We start from the raw sequence: 19,989 nt of genomic DNA, 5'->3' as shown, positions 1-19,989 counted from the left end.
GCAGTCTAGGCGAAAACGGCCGGGGCGTTGCGCCACCTCGTCCCCGGCAAGGCGGCGCACGATCGGGCGCGCACGATTGGCTCCCGCGCTCAGACAACGATGTTCACGATCTTGCCGGGCACTACGATCACCTTCTTCGGCACCTGCCCGGCCACGAACGCGGCGACCCCGGGCGCAGCCAGCGCCGTGGTTTCGATCGCCTCGCGCGCGGCGTCCGGGGCGATCTCGATGGTGCCGCGCAGCTTGCCGTTCACCTGCACCGCCAGGGTGATGGCGTCGCGCACCAGCGCCTGCGGATCGGCCTGCGGGAACGGAATGTCCTCCAGCAGGGTTTCCGGATGCCCCAGCACCTGCCACAGCGCATGGCAGATGTGCGGGGTGATCGGGTTGAGCAGCAGCACCACCGCCTCGAACGCCTCGTGCCGCACCGCGCGCCCCTGGTCGCTCATGTCGGTGAACTTGCCGAGCGCGTTCAGCAGCTCCATCAGCGCGGCGATCGCGGTGTTGAAGCTGTGGCGGCGGCCATAGTCATCGCCGACCTTGGCGATGGCCTCGTGCACCTGGCGGCGCATCGCTTTCTGCGCGGGATCGAGCTGCGCCGGATCGACCACCGGATGGTCGGGCTGGGCGGCATGCGCATGCACGTCGCGCCAGAGGCGGCGCAGGAAACGCGCCATGCCCTCGACCCCGGCGTCGCTCCACTCCAGCGACTGCTCGGGCGGCGCGGCGAACATCGAGAACAGGCGTACGGTGTCGGCGCCGTACCTGTCCACCAGCACCTGCGGATCGACGCCGTTGTTCTTCGACTTCGACATCTTCTCGGTGCCGCCGCGGATCACCGGGCGGCCATCGGCCTTCAGCACCGGGGTCAGCACCGGGCCCGGCTGCGGCACCGGGTCGGGCAGCGCCAGCGGGCCCGGCTCTGGCTGCCACATCCGCCATTCCACGTCCGCCGGATTGATCCAGTCCCTGCCGCCGTCCTCGCGCTCGCGGTAGAACGTCTCGGCGACCACCATACCCTGGGTGAGCAGACGGGTGGCCGGCTCGTCGCACTGCACCAGCCCCGCGTCGCGCAGCAGCTTGTGGTAGAAACGGAAGTACATCAGATGCAGGATCGCGTGCTCGATGCCGCCGATGTACTGGTCCACCGGCAGCCAGTAGTTGGCGCGCGCGTCCACCATGTCGGCCGCGCCCGGCGAGGTGTAGCGGGCGTAGTACCAGCTCGACTCCATGAAGGTGTCGAAGGTGTCGGTCTCCCGCTCGGCCGCGCCACCGCACTGCGGGCAGCGGGTCTTGCGCCATTCGGGATCGGACTTGATCGGCGAGTGCACGTCGCCGGATGCGAAGGCGTCGGCCACGTCCTCCGGCAGCACGACCGGCAGCTGGTCCTCGGGCACCGGCACTGCAGCACAGGTCGGGCAGTGGATGACCGGGATCGGGCAGCCCCAGTAGCGCTGGCGGCTCACACCCCAGTCGCGCAGGCGGAAGTTCACGCGACGGCGGCCGATACCCTCGGCTTCCACCTTGGCGGCCAGCGCATCGAACGCGGCCGGGTAGTCGAGGCCATCGAACCCGCCGGAATTGATCAGCCAGCCGCGCTCGGTGTGCGCGCCCTCCTCCTCGATCCGGCGCAGGTACTCGCGCACCACCGCCACCGCGGCATCCACCTCGACCACGTCGATCGCGCCGTGCTGGCCCAGCGCCACCGCCATCGGATCGTCGTGCCCGCGCACGTGCTGCCCGATCTCGCGCAGCGCGTCGCGGGTGGCGGCATCCACCACCACCGGCTTCACCGGCAGACCATAGGCCTGGGCGAATTCCCAGTCGCGCTGGTCGTGCGCCGGCACCGCCATCACCGCGCCGGTGCCGTAGCCCATCAGCACGAAATTGGCGACGTAGATCGGCAGATCCTCGCCGGTCAGCGGATGCCGGGCCCACAGGCCGGTCGCCATGCCGCGCTTTTCCTGGGTTTCGAGCTCGGCCTCGGAGACGCCGCCCTTCTTCAGCTCGGCCAGGAACGCGGCCAGTTCCGGGTTCGACGCGGCCGCCTTCAGCGCCAGCGGGTGTTCGCCGGCGATGCTGATGAAGGTGACGCCCATCAATGTGTCGGGGCGGGTGGTGAAGACGGTGAGCGGCTCCTCCTCGCCATCCACCGGAAACTGGATCTCCAGCCCCTCGCTGCGGCCGATCCAGTTGCGCTGCATGGTCTTGACCGACTCCGGCCAGCCTTCCAACTTGTCCAGCTCGTCCAGCAGCTCCTGGGCGTAATCGGTGATGCGCAGAAACCACTGCGGGATCTCGCGCTTCTCCACCAGCGCGCCGGTACGCCAGCCACGACCGTCGATCACCTGCTCGTTGGCCAGCACGGTCTGATCGACCGGGTCCCAGTTCACCACTGCATTCTTGCGGTAGGCGATACCCTTCTTCAGCAGGCGCACGAACATGCGCTGCTCGTGCACGTAATAGTCAGGCTTGCAGGTGGCGAACTCGCGGCTCCAGTCGATCGCATAGCCCAGCGACTTGAGCTGCGCGCGCATGTGCTCGATGTTGGCATAGGTCCACCTGGCCGGCGCGGTCTTGTTCTTGATCGCGGCGTTCTCGGCCGGCAGGCCGAATGCATCCCAGCCCATAGGCTGCAGCACGTTATGGCCGGTCATCCGCTTGTGGCGGCTGATCACGTCGCCGATGGTGTAGTTGCGCACGTGTCCGACGTGCAGCGCGCCCGACGGATACGGCAGCATCGACAGGCAGTAGTACTTCGGCTTGTCGCCGCCTTCGCGCACCTGGAAGGCACGGATGCGATCCCAGAACGCCTGGGCAGCGGTTTCGACGGAACGGGGATCGTAGGCGACGGGTTCGGACACGGCGGACGGCACGGAAAACGGGACTGGAAGCCTACCGCAGCGCCGCATCCGCCGCCATGCGCGGGCGCGGTATGGCACCATCCAGCCTCGTCTCCGGGGGAACCGCCATGCGCCATCGCCTGCTTGCCGCCGCCATCCTGTCCTGGCTCGCCCTGCCCGCCTTCGCCGCGGGGACGGCCGCCGCGGGCATCGCCCTGCACTGCGGCAAGCTGTTCGACAGCCGCAGCGGCAGGCTGCTGGGCCCGCATACCGTGGTCGTGCGCGACGGCAAGGTGGCCGAGGTGTTGCCCGGTCGCGCCGGGGCGACCGCCGGCATGACTGCCATCGACCTGGCCGACCGCACCTGCATGGCGGGCTGGACCGACCTGCACGTGCATCTTGGCAGCCAGTCCAGCCCGCAGAGCTATTCCGAGGGCTTCCGCCTGGACGATGTCGACTTCGCGTTCCGCAGCATCGGTTATGCCGAGAAGACCCTGATGGCCGGCTTCACCAGCGTGCGCGACCTCGGCGGCACCATCACCCCGCACCTGCGCGACGCGATCAACCAGGGACTGGTGAAGGGGCCGCGGATCTGGGCGGCGGGCAAGTCGATCGCCACCACCGGCGGCCATGCCGACCCCACCAACGGCTACAACAGCGAGCTCTCGCACCTGCTGGGCCCGCCCGGGCCCACCGAGGGCGTCATCAATTCGGTCGACGATGCGCGCCAGGCCGTGCGCCAGCGCTACAAGGACGGCAGCGACGTGATCAAGATCACCGCGACCGGCGGCGTGCTGAGCTACGCCAAGTCCGGCGATGCGCCGCAATTCACCGTGGAGGAAGCCAGGGCGATCGTCGACACCGCACGCGACTACGGCTACAAGGTCGCCGCCCATGCGCACGGCGAGGAAGGCATGTACCGCGCCGTCGTTGCGGGCGTGACCAGCATCGAGCACGGCAGCTACATGAGCGACCGGGTGATGAGGCTGATGAAGCAGAAGGGCACCTGGTACGTGCCCACCCTGTACGCCGGGCGCTTCGTGGCCGACAAGGCGAAGATCGACGGCTACTACCCGGACATCGTCAGGCCGAAGGCCGCGCGCATCGGCGCGCAGATCCAGGAGACCGCGGCCAAGGCCTACCGCAACGGCGTGAAGATCGCCTTCGGCACCGATATGGGGGTCGGCCCGCATGGCGACAACGCGCGCGAATTCGCCTATATGGTCGAGGCGGGCATCCCCGCCGCGTACGCCCTGCAGGCGGCGACGATCCACGCGGCCGAGGTGCTGGGCGTGGACGACCAGGGCGTGGTCGAACCCGGCAAGCGCGCCGACATCATCGCGATGCCGGGCGACCCGGTCGCCGACATCAGCAACACGATGAAGGTCGACTTCGTGATGAAGGACGGTGTGGTCATGCGGGAACCCGCGCGATGAACCTGGAGTGGATGGGGTACCTGGCGGCGACCTGCACCACCCTGTCGTTCGTGCCGCAGGCGATCAAGACCATCCGCACCCGCGAGACCCACGGCATCTCGCTGTGGATGTACGTGGTATTCACCTTCGGCGTGGCCTGCTGGTTCGGCTACGGGCTGTTCCTGCACTCGTGGCCGATGATCGTCTCCAACCTGGTGACGTTCGCGCTGGCAGCGACGATCCTGATCCTCAAGCTGCGCTACGGCTGAACGCACGCGCCGCCAGCAGCCACCAGCCGAACCAGGCCAGGAAGGCGAGGCGCTGGGCCAACCCGACCCAGGCCCCGATCGGCGCCAGCACCGCCAGTAGCGGCACCGCGACCGCCGCCGCCACGCAGGCCCCTGCGAAGCCCCGCCCCCGCCCGGCACTTAGCGCCAGCAGCAGCGCGCCGGGCACGAACGCGATCCACCACAACATCCACGCAAGCACATGCCAGCGGCTTGCGGCGGCGTCCACGTCGCGCGGATCCAGCGGCAGCAGGCCCTGCGCCGCGAACGCCAGCGCCGAGCCCTGCACCAGCGTCAGCCCGATCCGCGCCGGCCACCCCACCCGTGCCAGCGCCGGCCGCAGCCCCTGCGCTGCCAGCAGCAGCGCCAATCCCGGCAGCACGAAGACCACCGCGTTGAACAGCCAGGCCCCCGGCAGTCCGCTGGCGCCGCGCAGCGCCAGCGGATGGGTGCGGTGCGAATACTCCGGCACACCGATTCCCGCCAGCAGCACTGCCAGCAGGAACGAAACCAGCGCCAGCCAGACCCCGGCGCGCTTGAATGAAACATCCATGTCCCCATCTTAAGCGCGTCTCTTTTCCATTTCCCCTGCCATGACCGACACCGCCAAGCCCCATGTGTTCGACGCCACCGCCGCGACCTTCGAGGACACGGTGATCCGCAAGTCGCTGGAAACCCCGGTGCTGGTGGATTTCTGGGCGAGCTGGTGCGGCCCGTGCAAGACCCTCGGGCCGATCCTGGAGAAGCTGGCCGCCGACTACCACGGCGCGTTCGTGCTGGCGAAGGTGGACGTGGACAAGGAGCAGGAGCTGGCTGCCGCGTTCCAGATCCGCTCGGTGCCCACGGTCATGCTGGTGAAGGACGGGCAGCTGGTGGACGGCTTCCCCGGCGCGCTGCCGGAAGGCCAGCTGCGCGAGTTCCTCAGGCACCACGGGATCGCGCCGGCCGCGGCCCCGGCCGAGGAGGCTGCGCCCACCTCCGCGCCGCCGCTGGATCCGCATGCCGAGGTGATGCGCCTGCGCAAGGCGATCGAGGCCGCGCCGGACGAGGCCGGGCTCAAGCTGGACCTGGCGCTGGCGCTGCTGCAGACCGGCGCCGCCACCGAGGCGGAGCAGCTGCTGGACGCGCTGCCCGCCAACCTCGCCACCGACGACCGCGCGGTCAAGGCGCGCGCGCGCCTGGGTTTTGCCGCGTTGCTCAAGGACGCGCCACCGGCTGAAGTGCTGCAGGCTGCGATTGCCGCCGATCCAGGCGACCTGCGTGCCCGCCATCTGCTCGGCGTCCGCAAGCTGATATCGGGCGATGCCGAAGCCGGTCTGTCGCAGTTCATCGAGATGCTGCGCCGCGACCGCGCCTATGGTGACGGCCTGGCGCGCAGGAGCCTGATCGACGCCTTCCGCATCCTCGATGACGAGGACCTGGTGGGCCGGGTGCGCCGCCAGATGTCGGCCATCCTGCTGGCCTGAGCCATGCGCGCAGGCGTCCTGCGCCACGGGCTGAACCTGTGGCCGCCGTTCCTGTTCGCCGGCATCCACGTCACCGCCCTGTCACCCGACTACCGGCACGCGCGGGTGGAACTGCGCATGCGCCCGTGGAACCGCAACTACGTCGGCACGCACTTCGGCGGCAGCCTGTTTGCGATGACCGACCCGTTCTGGATGCTGCTGGTGCTGCACCACCTCGGGCGCGAGCATCGGGTCTGGGACAAGGCCGGCGAGATCGAGTTCGTCCGCCCCGGGCGCGGCACCGTGCATACCGAATTCCACCTCGACGATCCCACGCTGGATGCCCTCCGCGCCGAGGCAGCCGGGGGTGGCAAGGTGCTGCGCTGGTTCGAGAACGACATCCGCGACCGCGACGGCCAGCTCATCGCGCGGGTGCGCAAGCAGCTCTACGTGCGCCGCAAGCCGGGGCGCTAGGGAAGGTCTGATCAACTCAGAGGTTCCCGCCGGCCATGGAGGGCCGGCCACGCATCCATCACGCAAGTGATGGATGCGTGTGAGCCGAGTCCGGGCCTGTACCGGACTCGGCGTGGGCTGACAACGCCTGGATGGCGTTGTTCAGACCTTCCCTAGCCAGGGCGGCCCGATTCCAACCGTCGCCGCGATCGTCGTATCCTCGCCCCAGGGGTCGAATGCAATGAGGAACGGCGTGACGGAGAAGGGGTTCCCGGAAATCGACGGCTACCGCATCCTGCGGGTGATCGGGCACGGCGGCATGTCCACCGTGTATCTGGCCGAGCAGCTGTCGCTGGAACGCAAGGTGGCGCTGAAGGTGATGCTGGCCGAGGTGCTCACCGACGAGGTGAGCCGCGCGCGCTTCGAGAACGAGGCGCGCATCATCGCGCGGCTGGAACACCCCAACATCGTCGGCATCTACGAGGTCGGGCGCACCCGCGACGGCCTGCCGTTCTACGCGATGCCCTATCTCTCGCACGGGCATCTGGGGCAGCGCAAGCTGGCCGGCGACCAGCCCAAGGTGGCTTCGATCCTGCGCAGCCTCCTGCAGGCGCTGGATTACGCGCACGTGCGCGGGGTGGTGCATCGCGACGTCAAGGCCGAGAACGTGCTGTTCGACGACAGCGACCGCCCGCTGCTGGCGGATTTCGGCATCGCCCTGCGGCGCGGCAGCAACCCGCGCCTGACCACCGCCGGGCTGGCCGTGGGCAGCACCGCCTACATGCCGCCGGAGCAGGCGCGCGGGCAGGAAGTGGACCGTCGCGCCGATCTCTACAGCATCGGCGTGCTGACCTGGGAAATGCTGGTCGGGCGCCTGCCCTATGCCGCCGGCGACGCTCTCACCATGGCCCTCAAGCACGTGCAGGAGCCGGTGCCACGGCTGCCCTCGCCGCTGCGCCACTGGCAGGGCTTCATCGACCGCGCGATGGCCAAACAGCCGGGCGAACGCTTCGCCAGTGCCAACGAAATGCTGGCCGCGCTGGACGAGGTGGAACGCCGCGCCGGGCGCGGCTTCGCGGCGGTGGAAATCCCGCCCGACGCGCTGCCCGCGGCGGACGCCCCGCCGCCCGCGCGCTGGCGCCTGCCGGCGCTGCTGGGCGGCGCGGCCATCGCGCTGGTGTTGGCATTGGGCTATGTCTATCTCCAGCGCCCGCCGGCCGGGGCCTCCGCCGGCAGCGCACAGGCGTCGTCGCAGACCGCCGCGGCTGCCGCCGAAGCGCCCGCCACGGCCGCCATCACCGCAACTCCCCGGCCGAGGAAGCGCAGGATTTCGGCCTGCGCGCCTACATCGCCAATGCCGAGCAGCAGCTGCGCGTCGGCCAGCTACTGGCTCCGCCGAACGGCAACGCCTGGGCCAGTGTGGAGGCCGCGTGGCTGGCCAATCCCACCCATCCTGAGACGCTGCGCCTGACCGCGCTGCTGTTCGATGCGCTGGCCGATGCCGCCGACCGCGCCCTGCGCAACGACGACGCCGCCGGCGCGCGGCTGGCGTTCCAGCGCGCGCAGACCCTGGACAAGCGCCGCGGTGGCACTGGCGCGGCGATCGCGCAGCTGCGCCAGCGCCTGGGCGCGACCCTGGACGACCGCATCACCCTGCTGCTGGCCAAGCCCGCCACCCGCGCCGATGCCAGCCGCCTGTACGCCGCCACCACGCCCTGGCTGGAGCTGGAACCGGCGCGGGCGCGCAGCCTGCAGACCCGGCTGCGGGCGCTGGCCGCGAACGAACAAAACAACCAAGAGAAGCGCGGTGAAACGAGCGCCGACCCCCCGCAACAGGCCGCCGTCACGCCCGAGCTGGTCACTGTCAGCCGCGCCGATTACGCCCGCTTCGCGCGCGCCACCGGCCGCGAGGCGGCCGCCTGCGGCCGCGGTTTCCTCGGCCGCAGGCTGCGCTGGGACAACCTGCTGGGCGGCGAGCGCCGGCCGGTGGCCTGCGTGTCCGCCGCCGACGCGCTGGCGTATGCGGCCTGGCAAGGCGCGCAGGACGGCCACCGCTACCGGCTGCCCAGCGCCGGCGAACTGCAGGGCCAGCCCGCGGCCCCGGCCAGCTGGCTGTCGCTGTGCGCCGACCGCGCCTGCACCCAGCGCATGGCCAGCGGCAAGCCGCAGCCGCTGGACGCCAGCCGCGGCTACGACGACGTCGGCATCCGCCTCGTGCGCGGCGGCTGACGCCTTCAGCGCAGGCGGAACCGCGCCATCTGCTGCATCAGGCATCGGCCCGCTGCGTGGTGCGCATCGCCAGACCGGCGTTGCCGGCGGCGATCTCCCGGCGCAGGCGCTGAACGCCGCCACCGCATCACGGCTCTCGCCGACTATCGCGACGGGGCTGGGCAGCTCATGGTGAAGAGCGTGCGCGAGGCGTGGTTTTTCCGGTAATCGGCCCGGCCAGCCCGCGCTTGCCCCCGGCAAGCCGGTACACTGCGCGCATGCCTTCCCCCTCTCTCGGCCAGCTCGGCCAACGCCTGCAGCGCCTGTTCCTGACCGGCCTGCTCACCCTGCTGCCGCTGTGGCTGACCTGGGCCGTCCTGAAGTTCGTATTCGGCCTGCTGGGCAGCCTCAGCAAGCCGCTGGTGGAGCCTGGCCTGCAGGAGATCGCCGCGGGCAACCCGCGCGCCTTCGGCTGGCTGGTGGAGCCCTGGGTGCAAAGCGGGATCGCCCTGGTGGCCACGATCGCCTTCATCCTGCTGGCCGGCTGGCTGGCGCGCCGGGTGGTGGGCCAGCGCCTGCTGCGCTGGCTGGAGGCGCTGGTGGCGCGCATCCCGCTGGCCAATACCGTATACGGCAGCGCGCGCAAACTGCTGGACATCCTGCAGACCAAGCCGGACGGCACCCAGCGGGTGGTGCTGATCGACTTCCCGCACGACCAGATGAAGTCGATCGGCTTCGTCACCCGGGTCATGCGTGAACAGGGCAGCGGCCGCGAACTGGCGGCGGTGTACGTGCCGACCACGCCCAACCCGACCTCCGGCTATCTGGAAATCGTGCCGGTGGAAAAGCTCACGCCGACCGACTGGACGGTCGATCAGGCGATGGGCTTCATCATCAGTGGTGGCGCGGTGGCGCCCGAGCACATCCCGTTCACGCCGCCCGGGCAGGCTTCCTGACCGATGCGCGCGCTCGACGACCGCACGGTACGGCTGTTCATCGCGCTGGCCGCGTTCTTCTGCGTGAACGCGGTGCTGGCCGAGTTCATCGGGGTCAAGATCTTCTCGCTGGAAGGCACCCTCGGCATCGCCCCGGTGCACTGGCAGCTGCTGGGTGAAGGCGGCACGTTGGACTTCACCGCCGGCACCGTGATCTGGCCGATCGTGTTCATCATGACCGACACGGTCAACGAGTACTTCGGCAGGCGCGGGGTGCGCCTGATCAGCTACCTCGCGGCCGGGCTGGTGGCCTACGCCTTCCTGTTCGCCTTCATCGCCATCCAGCTGGCGCCGGCCGGCTGGTGGGTGGGCAGCGCCCAGAACCAGGGGGTGCCGGACTACCAGGCGGCCTACGCCGCCATCTTCGGCCAGGGCATGTGGATCACGGTCGGCTCGCTGGTGGCGTTCCTGATCGGCCAGCTGGTGGACATCCACACCTTCCACCACATCCGCCGCCGCACCGGCGAGCGCCACGCCTGGCTGCGCGCCACCGGCTCCACCGCGGTGTCGCAGCTGGTGGACAGCTTCGTGGTGCTGTACATCGCCTTCGTGCTGGGCCCGGCGCACTGGCCGGCCTCGCGGTTCCTGGCGGTGGCCTCGCTGAATTACGCCTACAAGCTGCTGGCGGCGGTGGCCTTGATCCCGCTGCTGTACCTGGCCCGCGCCGGCATCCACCGCTATCTGGGCGAAGCGCGCGCGCAGGCGCTGATCCGGCGGGCCGCCGCCGACAACGATCCGGCGCAGCCACCGCATCCGTTCCCGCTGGACTGAAATTCCGCCCCGGCTTGCATTGCCCGCACCCGGCCGCGGCGCGACAATAGCCGGATGATCGATGCCTCCCGCTATCCTTTGCTGTCGCGGATCGACAGCCCCGCCGACCTGCGCCAGCTGCCGGAGACCGAGCTGCGCGCGGTGGCCGACGAGCTGCGCGCCTACCTGATCGAGTCGGTGGGCAAGTCGGGCGGGCACTTCGGCGCCGGGCTGGGGGTGGTGGAGCTGACCACCGTCCTGCATTACCTGTACGACACCCCGAATGATCGCCTGGTGTGGGACGTCGGCCACCAGTGCTATCCGCACAAGATCCTCACCGGCCGCCGCGGCCGCATCCACACGGTCAAGCAGAAAGGCGGGGTGGCGCCGTTCCCCAAGCGCGAGGAGTCCGAATACGACACCTTTGGCGTCGGCCACTCCTCCACCTCGATCTCGGCTGCGCTGGGCATGGCCATCGCCAATGCCCGCGCCGGCCACGACCGCCGCGTGGTAGCGGTGATCGGCGACGGCGCGATGACCGCGGGCATGGCCTACGAGGCGCTCGGCCACGCCGGCGGGATGGAGCCGGAGCCGGACATGCTGGTGATCCTCAACGACAACCGGATGTCGATCAGCGAGGCGGTGGGCGGGCTGACCAAGATGCTCGGCCGGCTGTCCGGCAGCCGCACCCTGAACGCCCTGCGCGAGGGCGGCAAGAAGCTGCTGGGCGACAAGCACACCCCGACCGCGCGCTTCGTCAGGCGCTGGGAAGAACACTGGAAGGGCATGTTCGTGCCCTCCACCCTGTTCGAGGAGATGGGCTTCCACTACACCGGCCCGATCGACGGCCATGACATCCCGGCCCTGCTGGCCACCCTGAAGACCCTCAAGGGCCTGAAAGGGCCGCAGCTGCTGCACGTCATCACCACCAAGGGCAAGGGCTACGAACTGGCCGAGGGCGACCAGATCGGCTACCACGCGGTCGGCCCGTTCGACCCGGCCAAGGGCGTGGTGGCCAGGCCGGGCGCGAAGAAACCCACCTACACCGACGTGTTCGGCGACTGGCTCTGCGACATGGCCGCAGCCGAACCGCGTCTGCTCGGCATCACCCCGGCGATGCGCGAAGGCTCGGGCCTGGTGCGCTTCAGCCAGGAATACCCGCAGCGCTATTTCGACGTGGCGATCGCCGAGCAGCACGCGGTGACGCTGGCCGCCGGCATGGCCTGCGAAGGCGCCAAGCCGGTGGTGGCGATCTACTCGACCTTCCTGCAGCGCGCCTACGACCAGCTGGTGCACGACGTCGCCCTCCAGCATCTGGACGTGCTGCTGGCGATCGACCGCGCCGGCGTGGTCGGCCCGGACGGCGCCACCCACGCCGGCAACCTCGACCTGTCCTATCTGCGCTGCGTGCCGGGCATGCTGGTGATGGCCCCCGCCGACGAGAACGAGTGCCGGCAGATGCTGACCACCGGCTTTCGTCATCTCGGCCCGGCGGCGGTGCGCTATCCGCGCGGGATGGGGCCAGGCGTGGCCGTGCAGCCCTCCCTGGAGGCGCTGCCGATCGGCCAGGCGCAGCTGCGCCGGCGCGGCGCGCGCATCGCGCTTTTGGCGTTCGGTGCCATCGTGCCCGCGGCGGAACAGGTCGGCGCCGAGCTCGGCCTGACCGTGGTCAACATGCGTTTCGTCAAGCCGCTGGACCGCGCGCTGCTGCTGGAGCTGGCCGCCTGCCATGAAGGCTTCGTCACCCTCGAGGACAACGTGGTCGCAGGCGGCGCCGGCAGCGGCGTGGCCGAGCTGCTGGCCGCCGAAGGCATCGCCCTGCCGGTCCTGCACCTGGGCCTGCCGGATGCCTTCCAGCCGCATGCCAGCCGCGAAGAGCTGCTGGCCGAGGCCGGGCTGGACGCGGCCGGCATCCGCGCCGCGGTGCTGGCGCGCTGGCCGCAGCTGGGCACGGCGGCGGTCGCGCAGGCGGCGCCCTGAGGGCCACGCCGGCTCACTCGGCGGCGGTATCCTCGTTCTCGTCCGGGGCGATCACCGCATAGCCCCTGGCTTGCAGCGCCGCCAGGTAGCCGTTCGCGCCGAGTAGGTCGCTCAGCGGCAGCGCGGCGAAGCTGACCGCGTTCTTCTCGAGCCGCCGCATCGGCGGCTGCCAGCCACTTGGCGCGCAATTTGGCGCGGGCATCCCCGAAGCCCAGCCGCTTGCCGATCCCGGCCTCGGTGACGGCGGCGCTGCACGCCTCCCACTGGTAGGCCGGCGGCAGCGCGCGCAGCGCCGGCATGTCGCCGGTGGCCCAGGCATTGGCGCGCGCGCGCATGGCGTCGAGGTCGGTCTCGATCCGGGCCAGGGTGTTGTCGAAGCAGGCCAGGTCATCGAGCGTGGTCTTCGACCATTCCTGCAGCAGCGGCTTGGGGTCCTTAATGACGATGGTCTCCTTCACCACCGTCACCGTCGGGTGGTGGTCCTTGATCGCCTTCTCCACCACCGGCCACACCGGGTCGCGGGTGTCCAGCCCGTTTTTCTTCATCGCCGCGGTGTACAGCTCCTGCGCGGCGAACAGCGGGCGGCGCTTCTCCACCCCGCCGTCGTTGCCGATGTAGCGCGCCTTCAGTCCCTGCCAGCGCGCATAGGACGCGGGCGAGACCACCTCGCGCAGGACCTTGCCGTCCGGGTTGTCACGCGCACCCAGCAACTTTGGCAGCAGCAGCAGGCCGCGGAAGAAGCCGACGTCGGCATCGATCTGCACCCCGCGCATGCGGATCACCTCCTGCGCGTTCGCCAGCACCCGCTGCAGCGGCACGGCCTGCCACTGCATCTTCGCCGGCAGCGGGCCCAGGGTGCCGAGCAGGTACAGCTCGTGATCGCCCTTGCGCACGATCCACATGCCCGGCCCCGGCTGTTCGCCCTGCACCACCACCGTCGCCTCGGTGCGGATGCCGTCCGCCGGCGGCACCTCCTGCGCGGGTACGGGCAGCGCCATGCACCCGCCGATCATCACCGCCGCCAGCTGCCACATCACTTTTCGCATCCGCGCATCTCCCTGCTGTTCGAGCCGCGAGTGTGACGGCATCCGCACCCCGGAGTTCAACCTGCGACTGAATCGTGGGATGCTTGTCGCGTCATCGCCGCACCATGGGAGTGGGTCATGAGCGTCCGCGTCGTCCGTCTGGGCAGCCCGCGCACGCCGGGCGAGGGACTGCGCATCGGCACCGTGCGCCGTCCGCCGCGCGGGGTTCCGAAATCGAATACGCGCGCCGTGATTTCTATGACGTCTGGCTGCCGACCGTGGCGCCCAGCTCAGGAGGCGATGGACATGGCCCACGCGGCGAGCACGCCGGCGCAGTGGCGGGCGTTCTTCCGCCGCTACCGCAGCGAAATGAAGCGCCCGGACGCCGCGCACGCGATCGCGCTGCTGGCCGCGCTGTCGCACCAGACCGATTTCAGCGTGGGCTGCTACTGCGAAGACGAGGCGCACTGCCATCGCCACGAGCTGCGGGCGCTGCTGCAGGACGCCGGGGCGAAGCTCGCCGACTGAGGCCGCCTATTCCTGCGAGCGCTTCACCGGCTTGCCCGCGCCGGCAACCGTCTCCGCGATCCGCCACAGGTAGAGGCTGGCATAGCTGCGATACGGCCCCCAGCGCTCGCCGCGCGCCGCGAGTTCCTTCGGGGTCGGCATCGCCTCCGCCTCGTCCACCGCCTGCGCGCCCTTGCGGATGCCGAGGTCGTCCACCGGCAGCACGTCGGGCCGGCCGAGGCGGAACATCAGCATCATCTCCACCGTCCAGCGCCCGATGCCGCGGATCGGCACCAGCGCGGCGACGATCGCCTCGTCATGCATGCGCGCCATCTGGCGCAGGCCCGGGATCTCGCCGGCCTCCTCGCGCCGCGCCAGGTCGCGCAGGGCCAGCAATTTGTTGCCGGACACCCCGCAGCCGCGCAGGGTGGCGTCGTCGATCCGGGCCAGGGTGTCGCAATGGAAGCGCGGGCTGCCGATCGCCGCCTCCACCCGCCCGACGATGGTCGCGGCCGCCTTGCCGCTGAGCTGCTGGTAGAGGATGGCGCGCGCCAGCGCATCCACCGGGTCGAATGGCTTCCGCCAGCGCGGATCGGCGGGGATCGGGCCGAGCCGGCGCATCCACGCACCCAGCCGGCGGTCGCGCCGCGCCAGGTGCGCGAACGCCTGTTCGACATCGAAGCCACGCGCGTAGCTGACCATGCCCGCCCCGCTCATCCGCGCAGCCGGGCCCAGGCCTGTAGCAGCCAGCCGCCGATCAGCAGCAGGCCACCGGCCGGTGCCAGCACCGTGGACGTGCCCAGCAGCGCCGCAGCGGCCAGGCTGCCGGCGAACAGCAGCACCCCTGCCAGCAGCAGCACCTGCGCCCACAGCGCACCGGCGCGTTGCGCCAGCGGCGCCAGCGCGGCCAGCGCCAGGCCGTGGCCGAAGCCGAACGCCGCGGCCAGCAGCAGGCGCTCGCGCGCGGCCGGTGCCGCGGCGTGCATGGCATAGGCCGACAGCGCCACCGCCAGCGCGGCCAGCAGGCTGCCGGCGGCCGCCAGCCAGCGGCGGGCGGCGACGATCAGGGGAACGGTCATGGGAATTTGCGTGGGCATGGCAGGATTGTGCCCGGTCACCGCCCCTGAAATGCAAACGCCGCGACGGTGCGCGGCGTTTGCGGGAGCAGCGGTGTCCTGGCGGACCGGCTTACTTGATCGGCCAGTACACGTCGAACTGGCCGTCGGCGGTGAACGCGCCGGCGATGCCGGACTTGTAGTCCTCGTAGGCGCGGTCCTTCACGTCGTAGCCGTGGGTGGCCGCCCACGCGCGCAGGGCGTTGCGCACGTTGTCGAGTTCGGCCATGTAGCCGGTGTAGGAGGCCATCACCGCCCTGCCGGCCGGAATCTGCACATACTGCACCGGGCCCTGGGTGGTGACCTTGCCGACCGCGCCGCCGTCCTTGCGACGCACCACCTGGGCGACGTCGAAGGTGTAGGTCTCGCGGCCGAGGTCGGTGGTGACGATGCGCACCGGGCCCACCGCTTCCAGGCCGTTGGCTTCGATCACGCGCTTGATCCACTCGCTGTTGGCATTGATCGAGGCCTGAATCTGCGCGTTGCCGCGCTCGACCGCGCCCGCATTCACGAACAGCACGTCCTCGGCCGGGCGATCGACCACCTTCGGGGTGGTCATCCTGCTGCCGCTGACGGCGTAATCCACGTTCGGCACCGAGGCCAGCATGGTGGTCAGGCGCGACAGCCCCAGCTTCATGTCATCGCCCACGTGGCGGGCCACGTACAGGCCGGCGTAGCGGCCGAGCAGGTTCCAGCCGTAGTCCACGTCGTAGGTCTGGGTGATCTCGACGTTGCGGTTGTTGCGGCCGGTGGGCTTGAGGTAGAACGCGGTGCGCTTGTCGTGGCCGCGCTCGATGTTGGTGATGGCAATCGCCACCTTCTCGCGCGGCACGCTCTCCACGATCTCGTAGCTACCGCTGCCCAGGCGCTCGTTCTTGGACGCGTAATCCAGACGCGCGCCCACGCCCTCCTCCGGGCCGGACAGGGTGATCTGCATGTTCGGATCGCGCAGGAACAGCGGGTTCCAGTCCTTGAAGCGGCGGAAGCTGTTCAACGTGTCGAACACGATGGTCAGCTTGCGGTTGGTCTCGATCTTCTCCACCAGGTGGCGGGAAGACGGCAGCAGCAGGCCCACCACCAGGTACAGGGTGAACACGATGGCGAGGGAAATCAGGATCTCGAGCAAGCGAGTCATTCAGGAATCTCCGGGGAAGGCCGCGGCGGCCAGCAGCCGCACAGACTGGCCATCTTAGCAAACCGGCCGCGCCCCGGGCGAGGCCAACCCGGCCCGAAACGCGACGCGGCGCACCCTTCCGCGCCGGCCGGGCATCCTGTCCGCATCAGACCAATTGCAGCTCGAACGCCTTGAGCACCGCCCGGGTGCGGTCGCGCACGCCGAGCTTGGACAGGGCAAGAGGCCGCCGCATGCGCGCCGCCGGCGCGCGCGGCCTCGAGCGCCCGCCACGATGCAGCGCGGCGGGCCGGGCATCCTGTCCGCATCAGACCAATTGCAGCTCGAACGCCTTGAGCACCGCCCGGGTGCGGTCGCGCACGCCGAGCTTGGACAGGGCAAGAGGCCGCCGCATGCGCGCCGCCGGCGCGCGCGGCATCGAGCCGCCCGCCGCGATGCAACGCGGCGGGCCGGGCATCCTGTCCGCATCAGACCAATTGCAGCTCGAACGCCTTGAGCACCGCCCGGGTGCGGTCGCGCACGCCGAGCTTGGACAGGATGTTGGAGACGTGGTTCTTGATCGTGCCCTCGGCCACGCCCAGCGAGTTGGCGATCTCCTTGTTCGAGAACCCCGAGGCCATCAGGCGCAGAATCTCGGTCTCGCGGTCGGTCAGCGGGTCCGGCCGCTCCAGGCTGACGAACTCATTGCGCATGTGCTCCAGCCCCGACAGCAGACGCTGGGTCACCGCCGGCTGCACCAGCGAGCCGCCGTTGGCCACGGCCTGGATGGCGCCCACCAGCTGCTCCAGCGACACGTCCTTGAGCAGGTAGCCCTTGGCCCCGGCCTTGATCCCGGCCAGCACCAGCTGGTCATCGTCGAAGGTGGTGAGGATGATGGTCGGCGGCAGGGTGCCGGCCTTGCCGAGCGCCTGCAGGGCCTCCAGGCCCGACATCGCCGGCATCCGCATGTCCATCAGCACCACGTCGGGCGCGACCTGCGGGATCAGCTCCACCGCCTGGCGGCCGTCCACCGCCTCGGCCACCACTTCCACGCCCTCGGCCAGCGCCAGCAGGGAACGGATGCCCTGGCGCACCAGGGTCTGGTCATCGACCAGGAACACGCGGATGGGACGGGCTCTGCTCATGCGACGGCTCCTGCGGGAAGGGAAAGGGCGGCGTTCGGCGCCACCGGCAAGGTGATGGTGATCTGGAATCCGTGGCCGCGCTGGCTGGCGATGTCGGCCCGCCCGCCGTGCATGCGCAGGCGCTCGCCCAGTCCGCGCAGGCCGTTGCCCGGCAGCACCTGGTCGCTGCCGCGGCCATCGTCGCGCACCTGCAGGATCAGGTCGCTGCCCTCGCGGTGGGCGGACAGCCACAGCTGGCTGGCCCCGGAATGGCGCACCGCGTTGGTGATGGCCTCCTGCGCGCAGCGCAGCAGCACGTGCGCACGCTCGGGGTCATCCACCATCAGCGGGGCCTGGATGTCCATGTGGATCTGCAGGCTGGGGACATTCTCGGCCAGCGGCCGCAGCGCCGCGCCGAGATCGATCGCGCCGCCCTCGCGCAGCTGGCTGACCGCCTCGCGCACGTCGGTGAGCAACAGTCGCGCCAGCGTATGCGCCTGCTGCACGTGCTCCTTCACCCGCCCCTCGGAGAGGTGGCCGGCCACCTCCAGGTTCAGGCTCAGCGCGGTCAGGTGATGGCCCAGCAGGTCGTGCAGCTCACGCGCGATGCGGGTGCGCTCGTTCACCCGGGCGCTGTCGGCCAGCAGCGCGCGGGTGGCGCGCAGCTCGGCGTTCAGGCGGCGCTGCTCCTCGCGTGCCTGCGCCTGTTGCAGCGCGACCAGACTGACGATGAATACGAAGCCGGAGAAGCCCGCGTACAGCATCGACTGCATCAGCGCCTCCAGCGGCGGAAAGCCCAGCCAGCGGATGAACACCGGCGCCACCGCCAGCTGGCCGGCCAGCAGCCAGGCCACGCCCCACGGCAGCGGCAGCAGCTCACGGCAGCACGCAGGCCGCCACCATCAGCAGCACGCTGCCGAGGCCGGAACCGTTGTAATAACTGACTCCCAACGCGGCCAGGGTGAGCACCACCAGCAGCAGGTAGTCCGGCAGCCGGTGGCGGCGTCCGCCCAGCCCGCGGGTGAGCCAGGCATAGCAGGCCCCGAACGCCAGGTAGGCCAGCCAGCCCTGCCAGGGCATCGGCCGCAGCGCGAGGTCGTCGCCGCCCCCGGCCAGGTGCGGGGCCAGCCACAGGTACAGCAGCGGCAGCCCCACCATCGCCCAGGTGAACAGGCCGGCGGCGCGCAGCAGGCGGGTATGCGAGATGCGGACGAGCATGCCGCCTTATAACGCCTCCGGCGGCGGATCGCGCACCTCCAAGGTCATGCCCCCCGCCGGCGGCACGTGCGATAATCCCCGCCCGGCGCGCCATGGTGGGCCGCCCGCAGCCGCTACCCGGAGTCTGAAGGAATGACGATCGCCATCCGCGACGTGCGCGAGCACGAGCTGGATTCCGTCCTGGCCCTCAACAATGCGGCCGGTCCTGCGATCCTTCCGCTGGATGCCCCGCGCCTGCGCCGGCTGTACGACCACGCCGAGTACTTCCGGGTGGCCGAACGCGACGGTGCGCTGGCCGGCTTTCTGATCGGCTTCGGCGCCCACGGCTGCCACGACAGCAGCAATTTCGCCTGGTTCCGCGCGCATTATCCCGACTTCTTCTACATCGACCGGGTGGCGGTGGCCAGCCGCCGCCGCGGCGGCGGTGTGGGCCGCGCGCTGTATGCCGACGTGCAGAGCTACGCCGAGCTGCGCTACCCGCAGCTGGCCTGCGAGGTGTTCCTGGAACAGAGTGCCGACCACGCGCTGCTGTTCCACGGCAGCTTCGGCTTCCGCGAGGTCGGCCAGAACGTGATGGCCGAACACGGCCTGCGCGCGGCGATGCTGATGAAGTCGCTGTGCAGCCACGAATGGGTACGCCAGACCTACGGTAATGCCCTGCCGGACGTACCCTGAGCTGCAGCGCCCGCGCCCGCAGGTCGCCAGCGCCGACGCCCGCGAGGCCTGCGCATGAGCGCGCAGCCAGATTTCAGCTCAGGCCGGCGAGCTCAAGTTCGGTCAGGTCGGCATCGCCAATCTGCGCATCCGCCAGCTCGATCCTGCCCGTCTTGCGCAGGAAATGCGCGAGCGCGTGCAGCGCGCGCCCAACCTGTTCGCGCGCGCCGCGGTGGTGCTGGACTTCAGCAGCCTGCTGCAGACTCCCACCGCAGACCAGGTGCGCGCCCTGATCGCGGCCCTGCGCGAGGCTGGCGTATTGCCGGTGGCGCTGGCCTACGGCACCCGCGAGATCGATGCCCTGGCGCGCGAACTCGGCCTGCCGCTGCTGGCCAAGTTCCGCGCCCAGTACGAGCCTGCCGCGGCGGAAGCTGCGTCCGCCCCGCCGCCCACCCCGGCCCCGGCCCCCGCCCCGGCGCCGCCGCCCGCCGCGCGCGCCGGCGACGGCAGGCCGGGCCTGATCCACACCAACCCGGTGCGCTCCGGCCAGCAGGTATACGCCGAACAGCGCGACCTGACCGTGCTGTCCACCGTGGGCGCTGGCGCCGAGGTGCTGGCCGATGGCAGCATCCACATCTATGGGGCCCTGCGCGGCCGCGCCCTGGCCGGCGCGCAGGGGAATACCGAGGCCCGCATCTTCTGTCGCGAGTTCCATGCGGAGCTGGTGGCGGTGGCGGGCCATTACAAAGTGCTGGAAGACATCCCGGCGGACCTGCGCGGCAAGGCCGTGCAGGTCTGGCTGACCACGGACACCTCAAGCTGGCGGCGCTCGACTGAGTCCCCGGCACACCTACGGAGA

19 protein-coding genes and 4 pseudogenes are annotated in these 19,989 nt (G+C 70.5%); 13 read left to right on the top strand and 10 right to left on the bottom strand.

The genetic code is table 11. The annotated features are described in order from the left end of the window. Window positions 1-89 precede the first annotated feature (89 nt). Window positions 90-2,912 carry a leucine--tRNA ligase gene (gene leuS, locus LJB71_RS05090; protein ID WP_259303336.1) on the bottom strand — a complete coding sequence of 941 codons (2,823 nt, stop codon included), beginning with the start codon at window positions 2,910-2,912 and terminating at the stop codon, window positions 90-92. A gap of 59 nt (window positions 2,913-2,971) precedes the next feature. Between leuS and LJB71_RS05085 the strand changes: the two genes are divergently transcribed. Beyond that, a complete protein-coding gene (locus LJB71_RS05085; RefSeq protein ID WP_259303335.1) occupies window positions 2,972-4,279 on the top strand; it encodes an amidohydrolase family protein in 1,308 nt (435 codons plus the stop codon). Beyond that, window positions 4,276-4,527, top strand: a complete 252-nt coding sequence (locus tag LJB71_RS05080; RefSeq protein WP_259303334.1) for a SemiSWEET transporter — start codon at window positions 4,276-4,278, stop codon at window positions 4,525-4,527. Before LJB71_RS05085 ends, LJB71_RS05080 begins: the two co-directional genes overlap by 4 nt. On the opposite strand, the gene LJB71_RS05075 is transcribed toward LJB71_RS05080, so the two are convergent. Beyond that, entirely contained in the window at window positions 4,508-5,098 is a 591-nt protein-coding gene (locus tag LJB71_RS05075; protein WP_259303333.1) for a DUF998 domain-containing protein, read from the bottom strand. The genes LJB71_RS05080 and LJB71_RS05075 overlap by 20 nt on opposite strands. Window positions 5,099-5,138: 40 nt before the next feature. Between LJB71_RS05075 and trxA the strand changes: the two genes are divergently transcribed. From trxA to dxs, 7 genes are all read left to right on the top strand, one after another. Continuing rightward, complete coding sequence (gene trxA / locus LJB71_RS05070; RefSeq protein WP_259303332.1) at window positions 5,139-6,011, top strand: thioredoxin; 873 nt, start codon at window positions 5,139-5,141, stop codon at window positions 6,009-6,011. 3 nt (window positions 6,012-6,014) lie between these two features. Next, on the top strand, window positions 6,015-6,464 hold the full coding sequence (locus LJB71_RS05065) for a DUF4442 domain-containing protein (RefSeq protein WP_259303331.1): 450 nt from the start codon (window positions 6,015-6,017) through the stop codon (window positions 6,462-6,464). A gap of 232 nt (window positions 6,465-6,696) precedes the next feature. Then, window positions 6,697-7,914, top strand: coding sequence for a serine/threonine-protein kinase (locus LJB71_RS05060; protein ID WP_259303330.1), 1,218 nt, complete (start codon window positions 6,697-6,699; stop codon window positions 7,912-7,914). Continuing rightward, on the top strand, window positions 7,863-8,672 hold the full coding sequence (locus LJB71_RS05055) for an SUMF1/EgtB/PvdO family nonheme iron enzyme (protein WP_259303329.1): 810 nt from the start codon (window positions 7,863-7,865) through the stop codon (window positions 8,670-8,672). Before LJB71_RS05060 ends, LJB71_RS05055 begins: the two co-directional genes overlap by 52 nt. Before the next feature lie 257 nt (window positions 8,673-8,929). Continuing rightward, window positions 8,930-9,607, top strand: a complete 678-nt coding sequence (locus tag LJB71_RS05050) for a DUF502 domain-containing protein (protein WP_259303328.1) — start codon at window positions 8,930-8,932, stop codon at window positions 9,605-9,607. A gap of 3 nt (window positions 9,608-9,610) precedes the next feature. Further along, window positions 9,611-10,417 carry a queuosine precursor transporter gene (locus tag LJB71_RS05045; protein ID WP_259303327.1) on the top strand — a complete coding sequence of 269 codons (807 nt, stop codon included), beginning with the start codon at window positions 9,611-9,613 and terminating at the stop codon, window positions 10,415-10,417. A gap of 54 nt (window positions 10,418-10,471) precedes the next feature. Continuing rightward, entirely contained in the window at window positions 10,472-12,376 is a 1,905-nt protein-coding gene (gene dxs / locus LJB71_RS05040; RefSeq protein WP_259303326.1) for a 1-deoxy-D-xylulose-5-phosphate synthase, read from the top strand. Between the two features lie 13 nt (window positions 12,377-12,389). Here the strand turns inward: dxs and LJB71_RS05035 are convergent, their stop codons facing one another. Beyond that, on the bottom strand, window positions 12,390-12,536 hold the full coding sequence (locus LJB71_RS05035; RefSeq protein ID WP_259303325.1) for a hypothetical protein: 147 nt from the start codon (window positions 12,534-12,536) through the stop codon (window positions 12,390-12,392). 313 nt (window positions 12,537-12,849) lie between these two features. On the opposite strand from LJB71_RS05035, the gene LJB71_RS05030 reads away from it, so the two are divergent. Beyond that, entirely contained in the window at window positions 12,850-13,458 is a 609-nt protein-coding gene (locus tag LJB71_RS05030) for a hypothetical protein (protein ID WP_259303324.1), read from the top strand. A gap of 81 nt (window positions 13,459-13,539) precedes the next feature. Next, window positions 13,540-13,929: a DUF488 family protein gene (locus LJB71_RS05025; protein WP_345779441.1), complete on the top strand. Its 390-nt coding sequence runs from the start codon at window positions 13,540-13,542 to the stop codon at window positions 13,927-13,929. 6 nt (window positions 13,930-13,935) lie between these two features. Here the strand turns inward: LJB71_RS05025 and LJB71_RS05020 are convergent, their stop codons facing one another. The 7 genes and pseudogenes from LJB71_RS05020 to LJB71_RS04990 all read right to left on the bottom strand — a co-directional run bounded on the left by LJB71_RS05020 (window position 13,936) and on the right by LJB71_RS04990 (window position 18,476). After that, window positions 13,936-14,610: a DNA-3-methyladenine glycosylase gene (locus LJB71_RS05020; RefSeq protein ID WP_259304740.1), complete on the bottom strand. Its 675-nt coding sequence runs from the start codon at window positions 14,608-14,610 to the stop codon at window positions 13,936-13,938. Window positions 14,611-14,621: 11 nt separating this feature from the next. Beyond that, window positions 14,622-14,987, bottom strand: coding sequence for a DUF423 domain-containing protein (locus LJB71_RS05015; protein ID WP_259303323.1), 366 nt, complete (start codon window positions 14,985-14,987; stop codon window positions 14,622-14,624). A 109-nt stretch (window positions 14,988-15,096) separates the two neighbouring features. Further along, window positions 15,097-16,158 carry a GyrI-like domain-containing protein gene (locus tag LJB71_RS05010; protein WP_259303322.1) on the bottom strand — a complete coding sequence of 354 codons (1,062 nt, stop codon included), beginning with the start codon at window positions 16,156-16,158 and terminating at the stop codon, window positions 15,097-15,099. Between the two features lie 145 nt (window positions 16,159-16,303). Further along, a pseudogene (locus tag LJB71_RS05005) lies at window positions 16,304-16,390 on the bottom strand (transcriptional regulator); the annotation flags it as partial. A gap of 72 nt (window positions 16,391-16,462) precedes the next feature. Continuing rightward, a pseudogene (locus LJB71_RS05000) lies at window positions 16,463-16,531 on the bottom strand (DNA-binding response regulator); the annotation flags it as partial. Window positions 16,532-16,622: 91 nt separating this feature from the next. After that, window positions 16,623-17,279: a response regulator transcription factor gene (locus LJB71_RS04995; protein WP_259303321.1), complete on the bottom strand. Its 657-nt coding sequence runs from the start codon at window positions 17,277-17,279 to the stop codon at window positions 16,623-16,625. After that, window positions 17,276-18,476 (bottom strand): annotated as a pseudogene (locus tag LJB71_RS04990) (sensor histidine kinase). Before LJB71_RS04990 ends, LJB71_RS04995 begins: the two are co-directional and overlap by 4 nt. Window positions 18,477-18,608: 132 nt before the next feature. Here LJB71_RS04990 and LJB71_RS04985 point away from each other — a divergent pair. Further along, a complete protein-coding gene (locus LJB71_RS04985; RefSeq protein WP_259303320.1) occupies window positions 18,609-19,151 on the top strand; it encodes a GNAT family N-acetyltransferase in 543 nt (180 codons plus the stop codon). Window positions 19,152-19,221: 70 nt separating this feature from the next. After that, window positions 19,222-19,967: pseudogene (gene minC, locus LJB71_RS04980) on the top strand (septum site-determining protein MinC). Window positions 19,968-19,989: the final 22 nt, after the last annotated feature.

It is taken from the genome of Thermomonas sp. S9, from assembly GCF_024704365.1.
GTDB lineage: Bacteria > Pseudomonadota > Gammaproteobacteria > Xanthomonadales > Xanthomonadaceae > Thermomonas.
The sequence above is the reverse complement of the archived record's forward strand: the minus strand, read 5'-3'. Positions and strand labels throughout refer to the sequence as shown.

Excerpts from the sequence above, each read along its gene's own strand:
- LJB71_RS05015 (WP_259303323.1), bottom strand. The coding sequence starts at position 14,987 with ATGACCGTTCCCCTGATCGTCGCCGCCCGCCGCTGGCTGGCGGCCGCC.
- dxs (WP_259303326.1), top strand. The coding sequence starts at position 10,472 with ATGATCGATGCCTCCCGCTATCCTTTGCTGTCGCGGATCGACAGCCCC.
- trxA (WP_259303332.1), top strand. The coding sequence starts at position 5,139 with ATGACCGACACCGCCAAGCCCCATGTGTTCGACGCCACCGCCGCGACC.
- LJB71_RS04985 (WP_259303320.1), top strand. The coding sequence starts at position 18,609 with ATGACGATCGCCATCCGCGACGTGCGCGAGCACGAGCTGGATTCCGTC.
- LJB71_RS05050 (WP_259303328.1), top strand. The coding sequence starts at position 8,930 with ATGCCTTCCCCCTCTCTCGGCCAGCTCGGCCAACGCCTGCAGCGCCTG.
- LJB71_RS05045 (WP_259303327.1), top strand. The coding sequence starts at position 9,611 with ATGCGCGCGCTCGACGACCGCACGGTACGGCTGTTCATCGCGCTGGCC.
- LJB71_RS05035 (WP_259303325.1), bottom strand. The coding sequence starts at position 12,536 with ATGCGGCGGCTCGAGAAGAACGCGGTCAGCTTCGCCGCGCTGCCGCTG.
- LJB71_RS05080 (WP_259303334.1), top strand. The coding sequence starts at position 4,276 with ATGAACCTGGAGTGGATGGGGTACCTGGCGGCGACCTGCACCACCCTG.
- LJB71_RS05075 (WP_259303333.1), bottom strand. The coding sequence starts at position 5,098 with ATGGATGTTTCATTCAAGCGCGCCGGGGTCTGGCTGGCGCTGGTTTCG.
- LJB71_RS05020 (WP_259304740.1), bottom strand. The coding sequence starts at position 14,610 with ATGGTCAGCTACGCGCGTGGCTTCGATGTCGAACAGGCGTTCGCGCAC.
- LJB71_RS04995 (WP_259303321.1), bottom strand. The coding sequence starts at position 17,279 with ATGAGCAGAGCCCGTCCCATCCGCGTGTTCCTGGTCGATGACCAGACC.
- LJB71_RS05085 (WP_259303335.1), top strand. The coding sequence starts at position 2,972 with ATGCGCCATCGCCTGCTTGCCGCCGCCATCCTGTCCTGGCTCGCCCTG.
- LJB71_RS05010 (WP_259303322.1), bottom strand. The coding sequence starts at position 16,158 with ATGACTCGCTTGCTCGAGATCCTGATTTCCCTCGCCATCGTGTTCACC.
- LJB71_RS05065 (WP_259303331.1), top strand. The coding sequence starts at position 6,015 with ATGCGCGCAGGCGTCCTGCGCCACGGGCTGAACCTGTGGCCGCCGTTC.
- leuS (WP_259303336.1), bottom strand. The coding sequence starts at position 2,912 with ATGCGGCGCTGCGGTAGGCTTCCAGTCCCGTTTTCCGTGCCGTCCGCC.
- LJB71_RS05025 (WP_345779441.1), top strand. The coding sequence starts at position 13,540 with ATGAGCGTCCGCGTCGTCCGTCTGGGCAGCCCGCGCACGCCGGGCGAG.